The sequence below is a fragment of the Streptomyces sp. P5F9 genome (genome assembly GCF_057961495.1).
Map to the genome: position 1 here is coordinate 1 of NZ_JBXVPZ010000232.1, position 15,056 is coordinate 15,056.

At 69.7% G+C, this 15,056-nt stretch carries 16 protein-coding genes; 9 read left to right on the forward strand and 7 right to left on the reverse strand.

The features are described 5' to 3' along the window. The 4 genes from AC31A1_RS30500 to AC31A1_RS30515 form a co-directional block, all read left to right on the forward strand. On the forward strand, positions 1 to 793 hold a 793-nt coding region (locus tag AC31A1_RS30500), incomplete at its 5' end, for an ECF transporter S component (RefSeq protein WP_489656412.1). A gap of 339 nt (positions 794 to 1,132) precedes the next feature. Continuing rightward, complete coding sequence (locus AC31A1_RS30505; protein ID WP_393757043.1) at positions 1,133 to 1,549, forward strand: aggregation-promoting factor C-terminal-like domain-containing protein; 417 nt, start codon at positions 1,133 to 1,135, stop codon at positions 1,547 to 1,549. A 71-nt stretch (positions 1,550 to 1,620) separates the two neighbouring features. Then, positions 1,621 to 2,328 (forward strand): YoaK family protein, encoded by a 708-nt coding sequence (locus tag AC31A1_RS30510; protein WP_489656413.1) that lies wholly within the window; start codon positions 1,621 to 1,623, stop codon positions 2,326 to 2,328. A 67-nt stretch (positions 2,329 to 2,395) separates the two neighbouring features. Continuing rightward, complete coding sequence (locus AC31A1_RS30515; RefSeq protein WP_489656414.1) at positions 2,396 to 2,980, forward strand: TerD family protein; 585 nt, start codon at positions 2,396 to 2,398, stop codon at positions 2,978 to 2,980. 103 nt (positions 2,981 to 3,083) lie between these two features. On the opposite strand, the gene AC31A1_RS30520 is transcribed toward AC31A1_RS30515, so the two are convergent. Beyond that, complete coding sequence (locus tag AC31A1_RS30520; RefSeq protein WP_489656415.1) at positions 3,084 to 4,319, reverse strand: cytochrome P450; 1,236 nt, start codon at positions 4,317 to 4,319, stop codon at positions 3,084 to 3,086. Between the two features lie 251 nt (positions 4,320 to 4,570). Here AC31A1_RS30520 and AC31A1_RS30525 point away from each other — a divergent pair, with 251 nt between their 5' ends. Then, positions 4,571 to 5,740 (forward strand): steroid 3-ketoacyl-CoA thiolase, encoded by a 1,170-nt coding sequence (locus AC31A1_RS30525; RefSeq protein ID WP_489656416.1) that lies wholly within the window; start codon positions 4,571 to 4,573, stop codon positions 5,738 to 5,740. On the opposite strand, the gene AC31A1_RS30530 is transcribed toward AC31A1_RS30525, so the two are convergent. After that, positions 5,724 to 6,623: a LysR family transcriptional regulator gene (locus AC31A1_RS30530; RefSeq protein ID WP_489656417.1), complete on the reverse strand. Its 900-nt coding sequence runs from the start codon at positions 6,621 to 6,623 to the stop codon at positions 5,724 to 5,726. The genes AC31A1_RS30525 and AC31A1_RS30530 overlap by 17 nt on opposite strands. A 155-nt stretch (positions 6,624 to 6,778) precedes the next feature. On the opposite strand from AC31A1_RS30530, the gene AC31A1_RS30535 reads away from it, so the two are divergent. Next, positions 6,779 to 7,672 (forward strand): SDR family oxidoreductase, encoded by an 894-nt coding sequence (locus AC31A1_RS30535; protein WP_489656418.1) that lies wholly within the window; start codon positions 6,779 to 6,781, stop codon positions 7,670 to 7,672. On the opposite strand, the gene AC31A1_RS30540 is transcribed toward AC31A1_RS30535, so the two are convergent. Both AC31A1_RS30540 and AC31A1_RS30545 read right to left on the reverse strand, forming a co-directional pair. After that, positions 7,656 to 7,871 carry a DUF397 domain-containing protein gene (locus AC31A1_RS30540; RefSeq protein ID WP_489656419.1) on the reverse strand — a complete coding sequence of 72 codons (216 nt, stop codon included), beginning with the start codon at positions 7,869 to 7,871 and terminating at the stop codon, positions 7,656 to 7,658. The two genes, AC31A1_RS30535 and AC31A1_RS30540, sit on opposite strands and share 17 nt — an antisense overlap. Continuing rightward, positions 7,828 to 8,691 (reverse strand): helix-turn-helix domain-containing protein, encoded by an 864-nt coding sequence (locus AC31A1_RS30545; protein WP_393757059.1) that lies wholly within the window; start codon positions 8,689 to 8,691, stop codon positions 7,828 to 7,830. Before AC31A1_RS30545 ends, AC31A1_RS30540 begins: the two co-directional genes overlap by 44 nt. Before the next feature lie 92 nt (positions 8,692 to 8,783). Here AC31A1_RS30545 and AC31A1_RS30550 point away from each other — a divergent pair, with 92 nt between their 5' ends. Then, a complete protein-coding gene (locus AC31A1_RS30550) occupies positions 8,784 to 9,200 on the forward strand; it encodes an ATP-binding protein (protein ID WP_489656420.1) in 417 nt (138 codons plus the stop codon). Between the two features lie 10 nt (positions 9,201 to 9,210). On the opposite strand, the gene AC31A1_RS30555 is transcribed toward AC31A1_RS30550, so the two are convergent. Then, positions 9,211 to 9,510 carry a hypothetical protein gene (locus AC31A1_RS30555; protein ID WP_489656421.1) on the reverse strand — a complete coding sequence of 100 codons (300 nt, stop codon included), beginning with the start codon at positions 9,508 to 9,510 and terminating at the stop codon, positions 9,211 to 9,213. A 6-nt stretch (positions 9,511 to 9,516) separates the two neighbouring features. After that, positions 9,517 to 10,389 (reverse strand): SCO4651 family lipoprotein, encoded by an 873-nt coding sequence (locus AC31A1_RS30560; RefSeq protein ID WP_489656422.1) that lies wholly within the window; start codon positions 10,387 to 10,389, stop codon positions 9,517 to 9,519. Between the two features lie 206 nt (positions 10,390 to 10,595). Between AC31A1_RS30560 and AC31A1_RS30565 the strand changes: the two genes are divergently transcribed. Continuing rightward, positions 10,596 to 12,308: a DUF8823 domain-containing protein gene (locus AC31A1_RS30565; RefSeq protein WP_489656423.1), complete on the forward strand. Its 1,713-nt coding sequence runs from the start codon at positions 10,596 to 10,598 to the stop codon at positions 12,306 to 12,308. On the opposite strand, the gene AC31A1_RS30570 is transcribed toward AC31A1_RS30565, so the two are convergent. After that, positions 12,262 to 14,325 carry a bifunctional glycosyltransferase 87/phosphatase PAP2 family protein gene (locus AC31A1_RS30570; protein ID WP_489656424.1) on the reverse strand — a complete coding sequence of 688 codons (2,064 nt, stop codon included), beginning with the start codon at positions 14,323 to 14,325 and terminating at the stop codon, positions 12,262 to 12,264. The genes AC31A1_RS30565 and AC31A1_RS30570 overlap by 47 nt on opposite strands. Before the next feature lie 286 nt (positions 14,326 to 14,611). Between AC31A1_RS30570 and AC31A1_RS30575 the strand changes: the two genes are divergently transcribed. After that, positions 14,612 to 15,056 (forward strand): DUF2330 domain-containing protein (locus AC31A1_RS30575; RefSeq protein ID WP_489656425.1); only part of this gene is annotated, 445 nt, incomplete at its 3' end.

Sequence of the window (15,056 nt, forward strand, 5' to 3'; positions counted from 1 at the left end):
CCTCACCCCCCGTTCCACCGCCGCCCTCGCTCTCGTCACCGTCACCGGTGTCGCCGCCTTCATCTGGCCCTTCCTCGCGCCGCCCACCTCGCAGGTAGCCGCCCACTCCCAGGACGCCCCCTGGCTGTTCGCGGGTCTGCTGGTGCTCCTGGTCGCCGTGTCGGCCGCCGCGATCTCGGAGTCCGGGCTCGGGCCGAAGGCCGTCGCCATGCTCGGCGTGCTCGCCGCGACCGGCGCCGCGCTGCGGCCCATCGGTGCCGGTACCGCCGGTATCGAGCCGATGTTCTTCCTGATGGTGCTGAGCGGACGCGTCCTAGGACCCGGATTCGGGTTCGTGCTGGGCAACGTCACGATGTTCGCGTCGGCGCTGCTCACCGGCGGGGTCGGACCGTGGCTGCCGTTCCAGATGCTGGCGATGGGCTGGTTCACGATGGGCGCGGGCCTGCTGCCGGGCCGGGAGCGGCTGCGCGGCCGTGGCGAGGTCGTGGTGCTCGCGGCCTACGGGTTCCTCGCCGCCTTCGGGTACGGGACCGCGATGAACCTGGCCGGGTGGCCGTTCATGGGGGCGCTGGCCTCGTCCGTCGCGTTCGATCCGCAGGCCGCCGTTCCCGCGAATCTGGCGCGGTTCGTGGCCTACTGCCTGGCGACCTCGCTGGGGTGGGATCTGGGGCGGGCCGTCGTGACCGTCGTGCTCACGCTCACGCTCGGGCCCGCGCTCCTCAAAGCGCTGCGGCGGGCCACGCGGAGGGCGGCGTTCGAGACGCCGGTCACGTTCGACGGACCCCCTGCGTGAGGCGGCGCGCACCGGCCGTCACAGGGGTGGTGAAGCGGCCCACATGACCCATGTCACGAACTACTGGGATTAGTAGTGTTTAGGGGTGTCATGTACGCGACCCAAACACCCTCTGACCTGGGGTTTGAGAGCCACGTCACACAGTTCATCTTTCACCCACATGCGACCACAACTAGTAAAAGGGGTCTTTGCGGACACGGATCGAGAGTGTTTCTCTGGAGCAGTCGCACGGCGCCGACGAGCCCTCACGGGCCTCGGCGCCGACGCATTGCCCCGCCGCGCAGCGCGGTGACACCGGCAGGCGTACGACGCCTCTGTCCCCGAAGAAACAGGTTCTCCGTGTCCGTCTCCCGCATCGTCGCTCGCATCGCCTCCCCGAAGAAGGCCCTGACCGCCGCCGCTCTGGCCGCCGCCACCACCGGTCTCGTGCTGACCTCGGCTCCCGCCCAGGCCGCGACGACCTCCGCCTCCTCCGCTCAGTCGATCGCGCACAAGATGATCCCGAGCGCCGCGCAGTACAACGCGTTCAGCAAGATCGTCGAGCACGAGAGCGGCTGGAACGTCACCGCCACGAACTCCTCCTCCGGCGCCTACGGCCTGGTCCAGGCCCTCCCGGGCTCGAAGATGGCCTCGGCCGGCTCCGACTGGAAGACCAACGCCGCCACCCAGATCAAGTGGGGCCTGGACTACATGAACTCCCGCTACGGCAGCCCCGCGGCCGCCTGGAGCTTCTGGCAGTCCAACGGCTGGTACTGATCACCGGCTCCACACACGCACCACACAGCGGCGGTCCCCGGCACACCGGGGGCCGCCGCTACATTGCGTTCATGGACCAGAACACGGACCAGAACACACCGCCCCAGTCCTACGACCATGAGGCGCGCGGAGTCCGGCTGGTGGCCGTGCTGCTGGGGCTGACCGTGGTCAGCGGGCTCATCGACGCCGTCAGTTATCTGGGCCTCGGCCATGTCTTCGTCGCGAACATGACCGGCAACGTCGTCGTCCTCGGCTTCGCCGCCGTGGGGGCACCCGGCTTCTCGGTGGCGCACAACCTCACCTCCCTCGGCGCCTTCGTGGTGGGCGTGGTGGCCGGTGGCCGGATCGCGGCCCGCATGGACACCGGCTCCCGCCGCACCTGGGCCCGGGTGGCGCTCGGCGCGGAGGCGCTGCTGGTGGGCGTCTCGGCGGTGATCGCCTTCGTTGCACCGCCGGACGCGCACGCCACGACATACCTCCTGATCGCCCTCACCGCCTTCGCGATGGGCCTGCGCAACGCCACGGTCCGCAAGCTGGGCGTCAGCAACTACTCGACCACCACGGTCGTGACGATGACCATGACCGGCCTGATCGCCGACTCGGTCTCTGGCGACAGCCGTGGCCCCGGTTCACTGCGCCGCGGCGCGGCCGTCGTGGCGCTGCTCGCCGGTGCCTGCCTCGGCGGCTGGCTGACCCTGCACCACGGCATCGGCTACCCGCTGCTGATCGCGGCGCTCGCCTCCGGGGTGTTCGCGGTGACGGCATCCGGACGGGAGTAGCCCAAAGGCCGGTCAAGAAGGCAGAATTCGTGCGTCTTAGCCCCACGATCAAGAGGATCGATCACGCATGATCACGCTCACGAAGGAAGACGGTCCGGCGGATCTGGACGGAGTGACCCATCTGGAGATCGGGGCGTCCTGGGACCCCACCGTCGGCAGCAGCGGCGGCATCATCGGGAAGCTGCGCCAGAAGGCCGGTACGGACCTCGACCTGATCGCCATCGCGATGCAGGGCCAGGACCCGGTACGGCTCGCGGGGCTCGACTCCACGGACCCGCTGGGCAACGGCTCGCTGGTGCACAGCGGCGACAACCAGACCGGCAAGGGCGAGGGCGACGACGAGACGGTGACCGTCGACCTCGCGCGGATACCCACCAACATCACGTCGATCGTCTTCGTCGCCGCCGCCTACAAGAAGGGCAGTTCCTTCCAGAAGGCACGCAACATCGCCTTCAAGGTCTACGACGCCACGGGCGGCAGCACCCAGCAGGTCGCCGAGATCTGGCCCAACCTGCTCAGCGACCACAACAGCTGCGCGGTCGCCAAGGCGGTCCGGGAGGGCGGGAGTTGGAAGCTCCAGGTCATCAATGAGACCGGCAAGATCAAGCAGGGGGACGAGCGGGAGCTCATGAAGTTCGCCGTACGGAAGTAAGCGGTCGCCTTGCGGACATGAGCAGAGGACGGGCCGGCGGCGCCGGGATGCCGCCGGCCCGAGCTGTGAGGTCGACCGGGTATCACCTCAACCGGGGGTCACCTCAACCGGCGGTCACCTGAAGCTCTTTGACGCCGTTGATCCATGCCGAGCGCAGCCGGCGCGGGTCGCCCGCCAGCGTCAGGTTGGGCATCGCGTCCGCGATCGCGTTGAAGATCAGGTCGATTTCGAGGACCGCGAGGGACTTGCCGAGGCAGTAGTGCGGGCCTCCGCCGCCGAAGCCCAGGTGCGGGTTCGGGTCGCGCATCACATCGAAGACGTCCGGGTTCTCGAAGACCTCGGGGTCGTGGTTGGCGGAGGCGTAGAAGATGCCGACCCGGTCACCCTTCTTGATCGGCTTGCCGCCCAGCTCCGTGTCCTGGGTCGCCGTCCGCTGGAAGGCGTTGACCGGGGTGGCCCAGCGGACGATCTCCTCGGCGGCGGTCGCCGGGCGCTCCCGCTTGTACAGCTCCCACTGCTCGGGGTGGGTGAGGAACGCGTGCATGCCGTGGGTGATGGCGTTGCGGGTCGTCTCGTTGCCGGCGACTGACAGCATCAGCACGAAGAAGCCGAACTCGTCGGAGTTCAGGTTGCCTTCGTCCTCGGCGGCGACCAGCGTGCTGACGATGTCGTGGGCCGGGCACTGCTTGCGTTCGGCCGCCATCCCCATGGCGTAGGCGATGAGTTCGGCGGCGGACTCGGCGCCGACCTGCTCGGTGATGGCGTACTCGGGATCGTCGTACGCGATCATCTTGTTGGACCACTCGAAGATCTTGACGCGGTCGTCCTGCGGGATGCCGATGAGTTCGGCGATGGCCTGGAGGGGCAGTTCGCAGGCGACCTCGGTGACGAAGTCGAAGGGGCCGGAGTGGGCGCGGGCGCCCGCCACGATCGAGTGGGCCCGGTCGCGCAGGCGGTCCTCCAGCGCGCGGATCGCCCGTGGGGTGAAGCCGCGTTGGACGATCTGGCGGACGCGGGTGTGCTCGGGCGGGTCCATGTTGAGCAGGATCAGCCGCTGGGCGTCGATCGAGGCGCGGTCCATGTGCTCGCCGAAGCGGATGATCGCCGTATTGAGGGTCGACGAGAAGATCTCGGGGTGCGTGGAGACGTACCGGACGTCGGCGTGCCGGGTCACGGCCCAGTAGCCCTCGTCCTGGAACCCCGCGATGTTGAGGGGCTGCGGTATCCAGCGCACCGGCTCGGCCGCGCGCAGTTCGGCGAACTCCGGTAGCGGGACGCGGTGGTGGAGCAGGTCCGGGTCGGTGAAGTCGAACCCGTCGGGGAGAGCTGGACAGGGCATGAGTGACTCCGGCTGAGTACCGATGGCTTCCGATGGATTCTGACGGTCCATCAGGAACGTGGGACGCCCGTGAAGGTAATAACGGGTTCTACAAGTCGCAAGAGGCACGGCGACCCGAATTCCCTGCACGACCCTTGCGGTTGTGGACGGCCTGTCAGCAGACTGCACACAGAACTAGAACGCGTACTAGTTTGCGTGGCGGGTGGCCGGGACGCCCGCGCCGCGCGGTGTACGAGGAGAGGACGTGTCCCATGGTCGCGGAACCCGTCATCGTGGAAGCCGTACGCACCCCCATCGGTAAGCGCGGCGGAGCGCTCGCCAACCTCCATCCCGCCTATCTCCTGGGCGAGACCTACCGTGAACTCCTCGGCCGCACCGGCATTCACGCCGACTGCGTCGAGCAGGTCGTCGGCGGCACGGTGACCCACGCCGGCGAACAGTCCATGAACCCCGCGCGCAACGCCTGGCTCGCCATGGGCCTGCCGTATGAGACAGCGGCGACCACGGTCGACTGTCAGTGCGGCTCCTCGCAGCAGGCCTCGCACATGACCGCCAACATGATCGCGGCGGGCGTCATCGACGTCGGGATCAGCTGTGGCGTCGAGGCGATGTCACGGGTGCCGCTCGGGTCGGGGTCGAAGCACGGACCCGGGAAACCGTTCCCGGACGAGTGGAACGTGGACCTCCCCAACCAGTTCGAGGCCGCCGAACGCATCGCCCGCAACCGGCGGTTGACCCGCGAGAACGTCGACTCGCTCGGCCTCATCTCGCAGGAACGGGCGGCGATCGCCTGGTCCGAGGAACGCTTCAAGAAGGAGACGTTCGCCGTCCAGGTACCGACGACGGAGGACGAACAGCGCGCCGGGCTCGGCATGTGGCGGCTCGTCGACCGCGACGAGGGCCTGCGCGACACGTCGATGGAGGCGCTGGCGAGGCTGAAGCCGGTGATGCCGACTGCCGTGCACACGGCGGGCAATTCCTCGCAGATCAGCGACGGAGCGTCCGCGATCATGTGGGCGTCGAAGCGGATGGCGCGGGCGCTGAAGCTGCGGCCCCGGGCGCGGATAGTGGCTCAGGCGCTGGTTGGATCGGACCCGCACTTCCACCTCGACGGGCCGATCGACGCGACGCGGGCCGTGCTCGGCAAGGCGGGCATGACGCTCAAGGACATCGACATCGTCGAGATCAACGAGGCGTTCGCGTCAGTGGTGTTGAGCTGGGCGCAGGTCTTCGAGCAGGACCTGGAGAAGGTCAACGTGAACGGCGGTGGGATCGCCCTCGGCCATCCGGTGGGGGCGACGGGCGCCCGGCTGATCACCACGGCCCTGCATGAACTGGAGCGCTCCGACAAGGAGTTCGCGCTGATCACGATGTGCGCGGGCGGGGCACTGGCGACTGGCACGATCATTCAGCGGCTGTAGCCGACCAGTTGGCGGGGGTCAGGTGATCCTCGGCGCAGGCGCGGAAGGCCGCGAGCAGGGGGCGGTGTTCCTCGCCTGCGCGGGTGGCCAGGACGACCGGGACGGGGGGCGCGCCCTCGATCGGGACCGTGGTCAGGTCGAGCCGCAGGCCCTTGTTGACGGCGCCCGCCGGGACGAGCGCCACCGCCTCGCCCGCCGCGATGACTTCGAGCTTGTCCTCCAGCTCCCTGACGAACGGACCGTCCGGCGCGGGCCGGCCGTCCGGACGGGGGTCGACGCGCCAGAGCGCGTTGAACTCCTCGTCGGGGAAACGGGGTACGGGCTCGTCGGCGATGTCGTCGAGGGTGACGTACTCCTTGCCGGCCAGCCGGTGGCCGACCGGCATCAGCAGCACCCTGGGCTCCTCGAAGAGGACCGTCACGGTCAACCCCTCGGTGGCGAACGGGAATCGGCCCACCACCACATCGATCCGATGCTCCAGCAGGGCCGACGGCAGCTCGCCCCAGCCGAGAAAGCGGCTGTGCACGTCGGCCTCCGGATGCCGCGCGCGCAGGGCACGCACCGCCGGGGTGATGATGAGCCCGGTCATGAACCCGACGACGACCCGGCTGGGCTGCGCGACCTCCCGCGCCACGGCCGCCGCCTCCGCCGCCGACCGCAACAGCGCCTGGGCCCGGGGCAGGAACGCCCGCCCCGCTTCGGTGAGTTGGGTGCCCTGCGCGGTCCGGTCGAACAGCCGGACGCCCAACTCGCCCTCCAAGCGCCGGACATGACGACTGAGGGACGGCTGCGCGAGATGGAGGACGGCCGCCGCCCGCCCGAAGTGCAGTTCCTCGGCGACGACGGTGAAGTAGCGGACGAGGCGCAGGTCCAGGTCACTCATATCTCGACTGTACGACGGGACACCCGTGCGAGCTGCGCTGATACCGGAAATGAATCACGTCTTCCGGAGTCGGTCTTGGACGGGCGGGGTGCGGCGGGCGCAGGCTGAAGGCACACCGAATTTTCCGACCCGACTCTGATCTGGGTGATCTCGTCATGCGTGTTTTCGTCACCGGAGCGACCGGATTCGTGGGCAGTGCGGTCGTCCGCGAACTGCTCGACAACGGCCACCAAGTGCTGGGCCTGGCGCGTTCCGACGCGTCGGCCGAACGGCTCGCGGCGACCGGGGCGGAGGTGCACCGGGGTTCGCTGGAGGACCTCGACGCCCTCCGCGCGGGCGCGTCGGCGTCCGACGGTGTGATCCACACCGGTTTCATCCACGACTTCTCGAACTACGCCGCCTGCGTGGCGATCGACCTGGGCGCGGTGAAGGCCCTCACCGAGACCCTCGCGGGCTCTGACCGCCCCCTCGTCATCAGCTCCGTGATGAGCCACGGCCGGACCGAGGACGACGTACCCGACCCCGCCGCCCGCCCCGACCTGCTCCGCCTCCCGGCCGAGGTCACGGCCCTGACGGCGGCGGCACGGGGCGTCCGTTCGTCGGTCGTCCGGCTGCCGCAGGTGCACGGCGAGGGCGATCACGCCTTCGTCCCCGGCGTCATCGACATCGCCCGCGCGAAGGGCGTCTCCGCTTACCCCGGCGACGGCACGAACGCCTGGGCCGCCGTCCACCGCGACGACGCCGCGCAGCTGTTCCGGCTGGCCCTGGAGAACGCCCCGGCAGGCACGGTCCTGCACGCGGTCGACGACGAGGGCGTCCCCGTACGGGAGATCGCCGAGGTCATCGGCAAGCGGCTGGACCTACCGGTGAAGAGCGTGCCGGTAGAGGAGGCCGGGGCCCACTTCGGCTGGCTGGGCCACTTCTACTCGTCCGACCTGGTGGGCACGAGCACGGTCACCCGGGAGCGGTTCGGCTGGACCCCGACCCGGATCGGCCTGCTCGCCGACCTCGACAACGACTACTACTTCGAGGTCAACCAGCCGTCGTAGCGGACCAGTTGACGAAGGTCGTGAACGCGGCGGGGCCGAGGGTGAGGATCGGTCCCGCCGGGGTCTTGGAGTCGCGGATGGCGAGGGTGAGGGTGGGGGTGTGCGGGGTGGTGGTGCAGGAGGTTTCGGCGATCTCTATGCACTCGCCGCCCTGGTCACTGCTGTAGCTGGACTTCCGCCACTGAGTCTCCGTCGGCATCGCGTTGTTCCCCATAACGTTCCTCCATCACGCGCCGGATAAGCTCCGCCGAATCTCGGATGGAGAGGGCGGCGGCTTGCAGGTGATCGTAACGGAGAGAGCAGTCCTTGACGGTGTCCGGGTTGGCGGTCGGATGCCCGCTGCCGTAGCCCTCGGTGTAGCTGATGGTCGGATCGTTGTCGAAGCGAAAGAGGGTAAACGAGCCCGTGAGCCCTGCGTGCGCCCCCGCCGAGAACGGCAGGATCTGGATGTTGATCCGAGGATTGTTCTCGAATGACAACAGGTGGGCCAGTTGGCCGCGCATGACCTTTGGGCCGCCGATCTCCTGGTACAGCGCAGACTCGCTGAGGATCATCCACGCGACCGGTGGATATTCCTTCTTCAGGATGCGCTGACGCGCCAGTCGTACGGCGGTGCGGTCTTCCAGGTCGGTCTCGTCCATCGTGGCGAGCGTGGCGCTGGCGTAGGCCTCGGTCTGGAAGAGGCCATGCACCATCTGGGTCTGGAAGGTGCAGATCTCAGTCGCCCGCGCCTCCATCTCGGCCACCTGCTGGAACCAGGCGGGGAGTTGACTGCGCAGCACGAGATCGAGCAGCCGGGTCAGCAGCCCACCGGTGTTGAGGGCAGCGTCGACCGCCCTGCTGAACGCCAGCGTGGGGAGCTTCTTGGCCGTCTCGATCTGGCCGATCAGTGACCCGGTGTAGTTGATGATGACGCCGAGTTGGCGTTGGGTGAGGCTGGCCGCCTCTCGGTAGCGGCGGAGTTCATAGCCGTAGTAGTCCAGCGCCGAAGCCCCTGGATCAAGCGTGGCGATGTGCATGCGAAGCCCCCTGTCTCCCGACAATGCCCACGTGTAAACGCGTTGTATTCATGCCATTGCCGAGGGTAGCGACGGGGCGTCAGTCTCGTAGCGTGAACGAACCAATTCCCCCCGCCATGCTGGCCGTTCCCTACCGCCGGCAGTACGTCATGCAGCTCACCGTGGGTGAACACTCGGCCCGGCACATCCGCCGTATCGTCCGCTCGTTCCTCCTGGAGTGGGGCATGCCGGAGCTGTCCGACACCGTCGAACTCGCCATGACGGAGCTGGTCGCCAATGTCGTACGGCATGTTCCGGACCGGCGCTGCGGACTGCTGTTGCTGTGCCAGACGGCCGGCGTACGGGTCGAGGTGAGCGACAGCTCCTCCCAACTCCCGGACCTGCACACCGACTTCGACGCCGAGTCGGAGAACGGGCGCGGGCTCGTGATCCTGGACGCGGTGACGGACAAGTGGGGGGTGACCCGGGCGGCCGGGGGCGGGAAGACGGTGTGGTTCGAGTGTTCGTGAACTCGGGTGGTCAGCTGAGGAGTTCGGAGATCGCCATGCCGGTGTTGACCAGCGCGGGCAGGACGAAGATGCCGCCGACGACGATGTAGCCGCATCCGGCGCCTCGCTGAACGCGGGTCGGCGGTCGCGGCGGGATCAGGGTGTCGCCCACCCTGATCGTCCTGCTCGGCATGAACGCGTGGCGGCCGGTGCGGCGTTGCTTCAGGCCCACCCAGAGGAAGAAGGCCGCGGCCACCGCCGTGAAGGCCGCCAACTGGAGGTGCTCACCCGGCGAGTCGGCGCCCGCGAGCGTCATGACCGCGTACGACATGACTGATCAGCCTTCCTGCGAGTCGGCCGCGAGGTCGGTCGTGTCCTCGGTCGGCGGGGTCTTGACGGTCACGGACGGGTTGATGTCGAGGAAGGTGACGGTCAGGTCGAGCGTCCCGCCGTCAGGGTCGTTCCGCGTGCCGAATGTCTTGCCCCGCACGCGGAACCGCTTGGCGTGGTCGTCGCCGTCGACCCACAGGTCCATGGTCAGGGCGCCGTCGACACCCTGGTTCACGAACTGGTCGACCCGCTCCATGCGGAGGTCCCGGGTCGCCTTGTCCTTGGCGGCGCTCTGGGCCGCGCGCAGGTCGCTGCTGGTGACCGTTCCCCGGTAGTGCAGGGCCTTGGTGCCGTCGACGGTCTCCGTGCCGATCCTGCGCACGTCCTTGGAACCGGCCAGGAACGTGGACTGCACGACCGGGCTCACCTCCATCGAACGGGGCAGCACGCCATAGGAGTTGTTGTTCGACGCGCCTCGCCCCCACACCGCCGGCGCGGCCCTCAGCCAGCTCTTGCCGCCCGACGTCGCCGGGTCGAGGCCGCTGCCGCCGAGGTAGATCGCCTCGTCGACGAACCGGATATCCAGCCCGCCCTTCGTACGCGCACCGGCCAGGGTCATCACCATGGTCATGGCCACCGGTTTCGCCTTCATGGACGCCTCGGCCGTCAGACGCCCCCGCTCGGGCACGGTCCCGGTGACCCGGTAGTGGAGCGAGGTGATGTCCTCGGAGTTCCCCGCGACCTTCGCCACGGCCGCCGAGGGCGTCAGCTCGGCCGAGTCCTCCTTCGCGGAGTCATCCCCGCAGCCGACCGCTCCCCCACTGAGCAGTACGGCGGCGAACGCCACGCCCGTAGCTCTGCGCGGCACGGAGTCACGCATCAGAATCCCCACAATTCCCCCCGGAATCAGGTGTGTTCACCCTGGTCAAGGCTGCGATCTTATGCGGGGACGGTAAGCCGGCGCCAAGCTGAATACCGAGGACACGGGCGAGACCTCGTCCATCAGTACAGGTCCGGAGTCGCTCGTCCCGGTGACTCCCGCCGCCCCCGATGAACGTTTCCCGCACGTTTCGCGTCTCCGTTCACATGCTCCCCGCCGAACACCACACCCTGGTCCGGCCGGCGAACACGGCCCCGCAGCGGAACCAACTCCTCCGCAACTTCCGCGCCCGCCACCGCATACCCCTCCTCGCGACCCTCCCCACGCTCCCTCTGTATGCGATCTGGTGGGCGTTCCTCGCCACCGGCGGAGGCGATCTCGCCGCGCAGGACGCGTGGGCCGACTTCGCGTCGCAGCACGGGAGATCGGCGTACAACCTGTTCTGGTACGGCGGGATGCACACCGCCAACTACAGCCTGATCTCCCCGTACTTGATGGCCGCGGTGGGCGTCCGCACGGTGACCGTTCTCTCGGGGCTCGCGGCGTCCTGGCTGGCGGCGGTCCTCGTCACCCGTACCGGTATCCGTCGGCCTCTCGGCCCTGCCCTGCTCTGCTCGCTCGCCCTGTGGTGCAACGTCGCCTCGGGCCGTACGACCTTCGCCCTCGGTATCGCCCTCGCGTTGGCCGCGTGCGTGCAGCTCACGCGGGAGCGGCGGCTCCTCCTTACGGCGGTCTACGCCGCCCTCGCCACCATGGCCAGCCCTGTCGCGGGGCTGTTCCTGGCCGTCGTAGGGGCCGCGTTTCTTGTTGTGCGGGACTGGTGGCGGGCGGGCGGGTTGATGGTGCCGCCCGCGCTTGTCGTCGGCGTGACGACCGTCTTCTTTCCGTTCACCGGTGAGCAGTTGATGCCGCCGAGTCGTATCTGGCCGCCGGTTCTGCTGGGCCTTGCGGTGGCTGCGCTCGCTCCGCGGGCTTGGCGGGTCGCTCGGTGGAGCGGGGCAGTGTATGCGGCCGGGACTGTGGTGACGTATCTCGTGCCGTCGCCGGTGGGTACGAATGTGGAGCGGTTCGCGGAGTTGTTCGCGCCGGCGGTTTTGCTGGCGGTGCTGTTGGCTGCGCCGCGTGTGCGGTCCGCTGGAGAGGCCGGTTCTTCGCTGCGGGCCGGTGGGGGCTGGTCGCGCAGTTCCCCGCGCCCCTTTGGGGCGCTCTCCCGCTCGGGGCGCAATCTGCTCATCGTCGCCCTCATCTTCTCCGTCTCCTGGGTCGGGAAGAAGACCGTCGACGACCTCCAGGTCTCCACCGTCGTGCCGGCCTGGGCCAGTGACACGCAGCCCGTCGTGCGCGAACTGGAAGGGCTCGGCTCCGGCCGTACCCGGGTCGAGGCCGTCCCGGCCCGGGATCACCGTGAGGCCTCCGAACTCGCCCCGCACATCAATCTCGCCCGGGGCTGGAATCGCCAGCTGGACATGGAACGCGCCCGGCTCTTCTACGACGGGACCTTCTCCGCGGCCACCTATCGGGCGTGGCTCGACCACTGGGCCGTCGGTTTCGTCGTCCTGGCCGAGGCCACCCCGGACGGCTACGCGAAGGACGAGGCGACTCTGGTCCGTTACCGGCGCCCCGCCTGGCTGGAGCCGGTGTGGCGCGACGCCCACTGGCGGGTGTACCAGGTGCGGGACGCCGTCCCCTTGGTGTCGGAGCCGGGGAAGGTCGTGCGGACGACCAGTGCCGATCTCGTCGTCCGGGTCTCCCGGCCGGGGCCGGTGACCGTCCGCGTCGCGTACTCGCCCTGGCTGCGTGCCGACGGGGCCTGCCTCGCCAAGGACGGCGACTTCACCCGGCTGACGGTGCCCGCGGCGGGCGAGTACCGCATCAGCTCCGAATACGGTCGCCCGTCGCCGGCTCCAACTCCGTGCTGATCTCCGCCGGTTGAGGTCGTAGCGAGCGTGCCCTCGGCCCCTGGAAGACGTACGCCAGGCCGAAGCCCGCGGCGACGACCGCCGCGCCGCCCGCCGCGTCCAGGACCCAGTGGTTGCCGGTCGCGACGATCGCGGAGACGGTGAAGAAGGGGTGCAGGAGGCCCAGGGCCTTCATCCACCACTTGGGGGCGAGGGCGAAGATGACGACGCCGCACCACAGGGACCAGCCGAAGTGCAGGGACGGCATCGCCGCGTACTGGTTGGTGAGGGCGGTGAGGGTGCCGTAGTCCGGCTTGGAGAAGTCCTGGACGCCGTGGACCGTGTCGATGATGCCGAGGCCGGGGAGCAGGCGGGGCGGGGCCAGCGGGTAGAGCCAGAAGCCGACCAGGGCGAGCAGGGTGGCGAAGCCCAGCGCCGAGCGGGCCCAGCGGTAGTCGACCGGGCGGCGCCAGTAGAGGACGGCCATGACCGTCAGGGGGACCACGAAGTGGAAGGACTCGTAGTAGAAGTTGAAGAAGTCCTTGAGGAAGTCGACCTTCACGACCCAGTGGTTGATCGCGTGCTCGATGTCGATGTGCAGGAAGCGCTCGATCGAGAGGATCTCGTGGCCGTGGTGTTCCGCCGTGGCCCGGCCGCCCGCGTTCGTGCCGCCGGTCGCCGCGAGGCGGACCTGCTGGTAGGCGGCGTAGGTGACGCGGATCAGGAGGAGTTCGAGGAGGAGGTTCGGGCGGGTCAGGACGCGGCGCAGGAAGGGAAGCAGCGGGACGTGCTTCCAGCGGGTCGGAACCGGCTCGGCGTACTCCGTGGGGATCGGGCGGCGGTAGTACTCGGAGGTGCGGGACAGGAACGGGATCGCGGTCGCGGCGGCGAGCGCCATGAGCAGGACGACGTTGTCACGCAGCGAGTAGAGGGCCGCCATGTTCGGCAGCATCATCTTCGCGGGCAGCGTGACCACGAGGATCACCGCGATCGGCCACACGAAGCGGTCCGAGGCCCGCTTGCCGACCCGGCCGACCACCGCGAGCAGCACCCACAGCAGCTGGTGCTGCCAGGTCGTCGGCGACACGGCGATCGCCGCGCAGCCCGTGATCGCGACCGCGAGCAGCAGCTGCCCGTCACGCGCGTACCGCACGGCCCGGCGCAGGCCCAGGTACGTGACGGCCGCGCCGAGGGCCAGGAACAGGCCGATCTCCAGCGGGCCGGTGAGGCCGAGGCGCAGCAGCGCGCCGTGCAGCGACTGGTTGCCGAGGCCGTCCGCCGCGCCGCCGAGACCGGCGCCGGCCATGTGGTGCACCCAGTAGGTGTACGAGTCGTGCGGCATCGCCGCCCACGCGATCGCCACGCTCGCGGCGAACGTCAGCGCGGAGGTGACGGCGGCCCGGCGCCGGGCGGTGAACCACAGCAGCGGCGCGAACAGCAGCACCGTCGGCTGGAGCGCGGCGGCGAGGCCGATCAGCACGCCGCCGGCCCGCTCGCCGCGCACGGTGAAGCAGCCGAGCAGCACGAGCAGGACCGGGATGACGCTGGTCTGGCCGAGCCAGAGCGTGTTGCGCACCGGCAGCGACAGCATGAGCAGGCTGATCGCGACGGGCGCCGCGAGCAGCGAGGCACGGCGGGTGACGGGCTTGGGCAGGGCGCGGGAGACGACCAGGCCGAGCGCGACGACCAGCAGCAGCGTGCCGAAGGTCCAGCCCCAGCCGAGGGCCTGTTCGGCCGCCCGGGTGAGCGGTTTGAGGACGAGCCCGCCGAAGGGGGTGCCGGTGAACTGCGTCGAGTCGTACAGCGAGCCCTTCACGTGCAGCACGCCGTTCGGTCCGACCCAGGTCTCCAGGTCGGTCAGCCGTTCCCCCTGCGGGGTGCTGAGGACCACGGCCACCTGCCGTACGGCGAGGACCGCGGCGACCAGCCACAGCCCCAGGCGCGCCACGCGCAGCCGTGCCCTGGCCGTCTGGGCGGCACTCGACCCGAATGCTCCCGCGGCTCCCGCCGGTCTCCCGCTGTGCTCCACGTTCGCCACGCCTCGTAGGCCTCCGCCCCGCTCGTCCCACGCGTCACGCGCGCGGTTGTTCCCTCTGGGAACCCTATGAGGTTCGCACCCCCTGCGGGAGAGACGCAGGCAACCCCCTCTTCACCTGACGGCCGCCCCCCTTTTGTCCGGACGACGATAGTCCGCCCCGGGTTGCCTGGGCACAGCAAATAAGCGCCCGCTTCCGACCGGCCCGAGGGCCCGATAGCTTGTGGACATGATCGGTTTACTGATCGTTTCGTTGCGGGGGCCGACGCGGAGATCCATACGGAGATCCATGCGGAGGGCGCTGCGGGGGCGGGCACGCGCGCGCGTGACGGCCGTCGTCCTGGCGCTGTTCGCCCTCCAGCTCGGATCGCTGGTGTCCCCGGCCTGGGCATGCGGCTGCGGCGCCCTGGTGCCGAGCGGATCGCGGCAGGTCGCCGTGGGGCGTGAGGCGTCCGTGGTGCGCTGGGACGGTCGCCAGGAGCAGATCGTGATGCGGCTCACCGTCTCCGGGGACGCGCGGCGGGCCGCGTGGATCATGCCGGTGCCGCACCGGGCGACGGCCACGCTCGCCGACCCCGCGCTCTTCGACGCGCTGAACACGCTCACCGCGCCCGTGCACCGCGCCCGCCATCACTTCTGGCCCCAGGACGGCGACTGGCCGCTCGTCTCCGGCGCCCCCGGCGGCCGCCCCCCGCCCGGCGCCGCGACAGCCCCCGGAGTGGGCGTGATCGGCC

Excerpts from the sequence above, each read along its gene's own strand:
- AC31A1_RS30520 (WP_489656415.1), bottom strand. The coding sequence starts at position 4,319 with ATGCCCTGTCCAGCTCTCCCCGACGGGTTCGACTTCACCGACCCGGAC.
- AC31A1_RS30530 (WP_489656417.1), bottom strand. The coding sequence starts at position 6,623 with ATGAGTGACCTGGACCTGCGCCTCGTCCGCTACTTCACCGTCGTCGCC.
- AC31A1_RS30525 (WP_489656416.1), top strand. The coding sequence starts at position 4,571 with ATGGTCGCGGAACCCGTCATCGTGGAAGCCGTACGCACCCCCATCGGT.
- AC31A1_RS30555 (WP_489656421.1), bottom strand. The coding sequence starts at position 9,510 with ATGTCGTACGCGGTCATGACGCTCGCGGGCGCCGACTCGCCGGGTGAG.
- AC31A1_RS30540 (WP_489656419.1), bottom strand. The coding sequence starts at position 7,871 with ATGCCGACGGAGACTCAGTGGCGGAAGTCCAGCTACAGCAGTGACCAG.
- AC31A1_RS30510 (WP_489656413.1), top strand. The coding sequence starts at position 1,621 with ATGGACCAGAACACGGACCAGAACACACCGCCCCAGTCCTACGACCAT.
- AC31A1_RS30545 (WP_393757059.1), bottom strand. The coding sequence starts at position 8,691 with ATGCACATCGCCACGCTTGATCCAGGGGCTTCGGCGCTGGACTACTAC.
- AC31A1_RS30535 (WP_489656418.1), top strand. The coding sequence starts at position 6,779 with ATGCGTGTTTTCGTCACCGGAGCGACCGGATTCGTGGGCAGTGCGGTC.
- AC31A1_RS30565 (WP_489656423.1), top strand. The coding sequence starts at position 10,596 with ATGCTCCCCGCCGAACACCACACCCTGGTCCGGCCGGCGAACACGGCC.
- AC31A1_RS30515 (WP_489656414.1), top strand. The coding sequence starts at position 2,396 with ATGATCACGCTCACGAAGGAAGACGGTCCGGCGGATCTGGACGGAGTG.
- AC31A1_RS30560 (WP_489656422.1), bottom strand. The coding sequence starts at position 10,389 with ATGCGTGACTCCGTGCCGCGCAGAGCTACGGGCGTGGCGTTCGCCGCC.